This is a genomic window from Microbacterium sp. (assembly GCF_049661145.1).
In the GTDB taxonomy this organism is placed as follows: domain Bacteria; phylum Actinomycetota; class Actinomycetes; order Actinomycetales; family Microbacteriaceae; genus Microbacterium.
Window position 1 is genome coordinate 1 of sequence record NZ_JBASZT010000393.1, and the last position, 5,320, is coordinate 5,320.

Annotated in this window: 3 protein-coding genes; 1 reads left to right on the plus strand and 2 read right to left on the minus strand. The window is 69.5% G+C overall.

Annotated features, from left to right (window positions below; all coding sequences use genetic code 11):
• Positions 1-69 precede the first annotated feature (69 nt).
• Positions 70-2,145 carry a primary-amine oxidase gene (locus tag WBP48_RS16370; protein ID WP_424441804.1) on the minus strand — a complete coding sequence of 692 codons (2,076 nt, stop codon included), beginning with the start codon at positions 2,143-2,145 and terminating at the stop codon, positions 70-72.
• Positions 2,146-2,224: 79 nt separating this feature from the next.
• Positions 2,225-3,706 carry an APC family permease gene (locus WBP48_RS16375; protein ID WP_424441805.1) on the minus strand — a complete coding sequence of 494 codons (1,482 nt, stop codon included), beginning with the start codon at positions 3,704-3,706 and terminating at the stop codon, positions 2,225-2,227.
• 211 nt (positions 3,707-3,917) lie between these two features.
• Between WBP48_RS16375 and WBP48_RS16380 the strand changes: the two genes are divergently transcribed.
• Positions 3,918-5,320, plus strand: a 1,403-nt coding sequence (locus WBP48_RS16380) for an APC family permease (protein WP_424441806.1), incomplete at its 3' end; no start/stop codon positions are given.

The window sequence follows — 5,320 nt, forward strand, 5'->3', positions numbered from 1 at the left end:
GCGGTCGGCTGCGAGGCAGCACAGGCCGAGCGCGGCGGGCGCGAGCGCGAGCAGGTGGAAGACCACGACTCAATCGTGGTGCGCGTGACCGGAGTGGTCGTGACCGTGCGCGCCATGATCATGACCGTGCGCGCCATGATCATGACCGTGCGCGCCATGATCGTGCGCGCCGTGCTCCCCCGCGACGGGCCCGTACCCACCCGAGACCTGGCGTGGCGCGCAGTGGTCCGACGCGGGCGCCGGCACGTTCAGCACGGGGCTGCGATCGAAGAAGTTGTACGGCTTGAGGGTGAACTTGGCGTAGTCCATCGGCATGACCGGCCAGTCCTCGTTGCGCGGGAAGTGCGTGAGGCCGAACGTGTGCCACAGCACGACGTCCTCGCCCACGAGAGGCTCGTCACCTTCGATGAAGGCGGGGATGCCGCCACCGCCCGGATGCTGGTTGACGAAGTCGCCCGCGGCGTACCGCTCCGCCGGGTCGTACTTCGTGACGAACAGGCTCTTGGTCGCAAACGCCGCGCGCGACGCGATCGACGAGTCGTCGGCGGCCATGAGCACGGGCGTCTCCGTCGGGAACAGGACATACGAGGTCGGCTGGCCCATCGAGGTGGTCTTCTCGGTCGACGCGATCTGCCAGACGCGCCCGACGGCACCGTCTGCCAGCCGTCCCGACGCCTTCTCGCTCGCGATCGGTGTCACCTGCTTCGTGAAGGCGTTGCCGTAGGGGTTCGACTCCGACACCGGCAGGCGCACCGCGTCGATCTCGTTGACGACGTTCGCGACGCCGTCCACGGTCATGTCCAGCCGCGCCGAGAACAGGTGCTGGTGGTAGGGGGCGCCCAGTCCCGGTGCGACCTCGGACGCGAACGGGTAGCCCTTGCCGGGGTACGAAGAGGTGAAGAGGACGCCGGTGAGCTTCGCCTCGCACTCGATCGTGCCGTCGAGGTACAGGTACCAGAAAAACCCGTAGTCGTAGTTGCCGACCGTCGTGAAGAACGAGATCACGAGCCGCCGCTGGCGGCGCACTTCGGCCGAGCCGGTGAACAGGTCGGTGTGCTTCCACAGCGAACCGAAGTCCTCCTCGTGCATGCACACTCCGTTGCGCACGGTGCGCGGCATCCCGAGCTCGTCGGCGAGGGTCACGTCGACGTACGTGATGTCGCCGACGCAGTCGCACCCGAGCTCAAGCTCGTTGGTGTACCGGCCGAAGAGGTACTCGCCGGTGTCGAAGTAGTTCTGCCAGAAGCGGTTGGGCTGCGGGTCGCCGTACGGCACGACCATCTCGCTGATCGAACCGCGGTACATGACCGGCCGGTCCTTGAACTTCAGCTGCCGCAGGATCAGCCCCTCGCGCGTGTCGAAGCCGATACGCAGATCCCAGTCGCCCCACGTGACGTGCTCCTCGTCGACCGTGAAGCTCGAGCCTTCGGGCTGCGTGATCACGATGGGCTTGAGACCCTCCAGCGGCGGCCCCTGCACGTCGGGGTCGTCGAAGTTGCCGCTCGTCTGCGGGATGTCGAAACCCGGGGTGTCGACGATCTCGATGAGCTTGCGCGCCGCCACATCGATGTAGGCCGTGAGCCCGTCCACGGGGTGCGCCCATGGGTGGTCGGCCGGCGTGAACTGCTGGAACGCGAAGGTCCGCAGGATGCGGCGCCCTTCCTCCGCGGCGTGGCCGTAGTACCCGGCCGACAGCGGCACCAGCACGACGTCGTCGACCGTCAGCCCGCGCGCGGCCAGGGCCGCGACCCAACCCTCGTCGGCGCTTGCGATCACACCCACCTCCTCGAACTCCGCGTCGAGGATCGGCAGCTGACCTCCGGTGCCGTCGAGGACCGTCTCGCTCAGCACGGCGCCCGAATCGAGCGAGACGAGCAGGTCCGCCGACCGGGTCGTCTGCATGTCGAGCAGCTGCACCCTCGCGACCCGCTCCGGAAGCTCCCCGCCCTGATCCCAGGCGAGCACCTCGCTCTTGGTGGGCTCTTCGAGCCCCACGTAGGCGAAACGGGTGGACTCGGTCGAACTCGGCAGCGCGAGCACGATGGCGCGCACCGCCTCGAGCTCGGCGGCGGACAGCGACGCGAGCGGGTGCGAGGGCGCGGTGGAGGCGGCGGCTGCCTGCGTGACGGCGTCGGTGATGGTCATGGTTTCCTCCTGAGGACGAGGGCGAGGGCTGAGAGTGGGGACTGAGAGTGGGCGCTGAGGGTGGGCGCGGGATGCCGGGTCAGCCGGCGATGGCGTCGGTGAGCTTGGCGTAGGCGGCGGGTCGGCGCTTCTTGATCCACGCCGCCTGCACGTAGCCGATGATCGGAAAGACGACGACGAGCGCGAGCAAGAACCAGCTGACTCCGCCGAAGACGGGAGCGCCCTCGGCATCCACATCGCCCACCATGATCGGGAAGTTCACGACGATCAGCACGGCAGAGATCACGAGGCCCACGAAGCCGAGCACGGGTGCGATCACGGTGTTCCAGACGCGGGTGTCCTTGCGGTACTTCGCGAAGTAGACGATGACGGCGACCGAGGTCAGCGCCATCAGCACGGCGATCGCGAGCGTCGCGACGCCGGCGAACCACGTGAACACCGCCAGCACGGGGTCGAGGCCCAGCAGCGCGAACACCGCGATCAGCACGGCCGCGGTGACCGTCTGCACGAGCGAGGACAGGTGCGGCGACAGGTGCGTGGGGTGCACCGCCCCGAGGCGTTCCGGCATGACCCCCGCCGAGGCCATCGAGTGCTGGTAGCGGGTGACGACGTTGTGGAACGACAGCACGCACGCGAACATCGACGTGATGAGCAGCACGTTCGTGATGATCTCGCCCGCCGGTCCCAGGTAGATCGCCATCGTGCGCAGGATCATGCTGCCGGGGTCGGCCGCCGCCTCGTCGAACACGTGGTCCGGACCCCAGGCCATCACCAGGCCCCACGACGCGAGCGTGTAGAAGACACCGATGCCGATGACGGCGAGATACGTCGCGCGCGGAATCGTGCGGTCGGGGTCGCGCGCCTCGTCGCGGAAGATCGCCGTCGCCTCGAACCCGATGAAGGCGGCGATGGCGAACATGAGGCCGACGCCGGGCGATCCGCTGACGATGTTCGCCGGCTCGAAGGGTGCCAGGCTCAGCCCCTGCGGGCCACCCGAGAACACGACGGCCGCAACGAGCACGAGGACGATACCGACCTCGGCGACGAGCAGGACGGCGAGGACCTTGCTGGACAGTTCGATGTGGCGGTAGCCCAGGATGCCGACGAGGCCGATCATCAGCAGCGAGAACAGCCACCACGCGATGCTCACGCCGGTGTAGGTCTCGAGGGTGTAGCTGAGGATGAATCCGATATAGCCATACACCGAGACCTGGATCGTCGTGTAGGTCAGCATCGCGAGCCACGCCGCGGCGAGACCCGTCCCGCGACCCAGGCCATAGCCGACATAGGTGAAGAACGCGCCGGGCTTCGGGATGTGCCGCGACATGGCCGACAATCCGACCGCGAACAGCAGCAGGATGATCGCGCTGATGGCGTAGAACGACGGGAAGCCGACGCCGTTGCCCAGCAGGATGCCGAGTGGAGCCGCGCCGCCGATCACGGTGAGCGGGGATGCCGCGGCGACCACCATGAAGACGATGGCGGTGGCGCCCAGCGACCCGGACAGCACGCGGTGGGGCGCGGTGCCGGTCTGGCTGCCGGTGGGTTCGAGCTTGGTCATGACAGTGCCTCCCGAAGATGGGGACGGGGATGAGTGACGTTCAGCGTGCCTCGCCGCTGTTGCCACGCTGTGAGCGCCGGGAAAAACCCCGCGCACGCCGAACGAGACCGCCCCGAGAGGCTGTCTCATTCGGGGAAACGGTGCCGAAACATGGGCGTCGCCCCGGGGCAACGGCGCGCCGGTAGCGTCGAGAAGAGACGAGGAGACGGCGATGACGGCACTCGATCGCGCGATCCGGCAGCCCCAGCCGGTACGCGGATTCGGCACGACGTCGCCGTTGCACGGCCTGGACCGGCGCAGCGTCGGGTTCGTCGACGTGTTCGCGCAATCGGTCGCGGCGGTGGCGCCCACGGCGGCCGCGACGACGATCACGCTGCTGGTGGCGGGGCTCTCGCCGACCGTGACCGTCGTGTCGATCCTCATCGCGGGAGCGCTGAGCCTGCTCGTGGCCCGGACGGTCTCGCAGTTCGCTCGGCGGTTCGCCGCGGCGGGCGCCGTCTACACCTATGCGGCGCGGGGTCTCGGCACCGGGGCGGGGCTCGCCGCGGGTGCCGCCGCCATCGTCGGGTACGGCGCGATCGCGATGTTCGCTCTGCTGGGCGGCGCGCACTACACGTCGCTGCTGCTGCACGATATGTGGCCGCGCTCTTCCGCGGCGGTGGCGGCGGTCGCGGTGGTCCTCGTCGTCGAGGCGGTGCTGCTGGCCCTCGTGCTGATCCGCGGCATCCGGCTGTCCGCGCGCGTCGCCCTCGTCGTCGAAGCGGCATCCGTCACCGTCATCGTCGTGCTCCTGATCGTGCTCCTCAGTCACATCGGGCCGGTGGACCCGGCATCCCTCCTGCCGACGACCGCCGATTCGCCGCTGACGGTCGCCGCCGGTGCGCTCATCGCACTGACGGCCTACGTGGGCTTCGAATCGGCCGCGACCCTGGGCGTCGAAGCCCGCCGCCCGTTGCGGTCGGTGCCACGCGCGATCCGCTGGACCGTCGTGGTCTCCACCGCGCTGTACCTGCTCGCCGCCGTCACCCAGGCCGCCGGGTTCACGGCCCTGGGGCTCGACATGGGCGACAGCGCGTCGCCGGTGGACGAACTGGCCGCCGCCTACGGGCTGTCGGGCTGGTCGATCCTCACCGACCTCGGGATCGCGGCGTCGTTCCTGGCCTGCGCGATCGGCTCGACGACCGCCCTCACCCGCGTGCTGTTCGCGATGGGCCGTGACCGCGTGCTCCCGGCCGCCGTCGGGCGGACGCATGCGCGCTTCGGCACCCCGACGGGGGCGATCCGGCTGGCCCTCCCCCTCGTCATCGCCGCGCCACTGGGCATGATCCTGTGCGGCGTCGACCTCCGCGACGCGATGCACGTGACGATCGTCGTGGGCGGGTTCGGCTACATCGTGTCGTACGCTCTCGTGTGCGTGGCCGCCCCCGTGTTCCTGCGCCGCATCGGCGAGTTGACGGTAGGAACGGCGATCGTCTCGATCGCCTGCGCGCTCGCGCTGATCGGCTCGATCGTCGCCTTCGCGCTCGTGGATCTGTCCTCCGGCAGCCCCGCCGTCGGCGTCGCGGCAGCCGTAGCGGTGGTGGCGACGGCGGCGATCGCGCTGCGGCGGCGCAG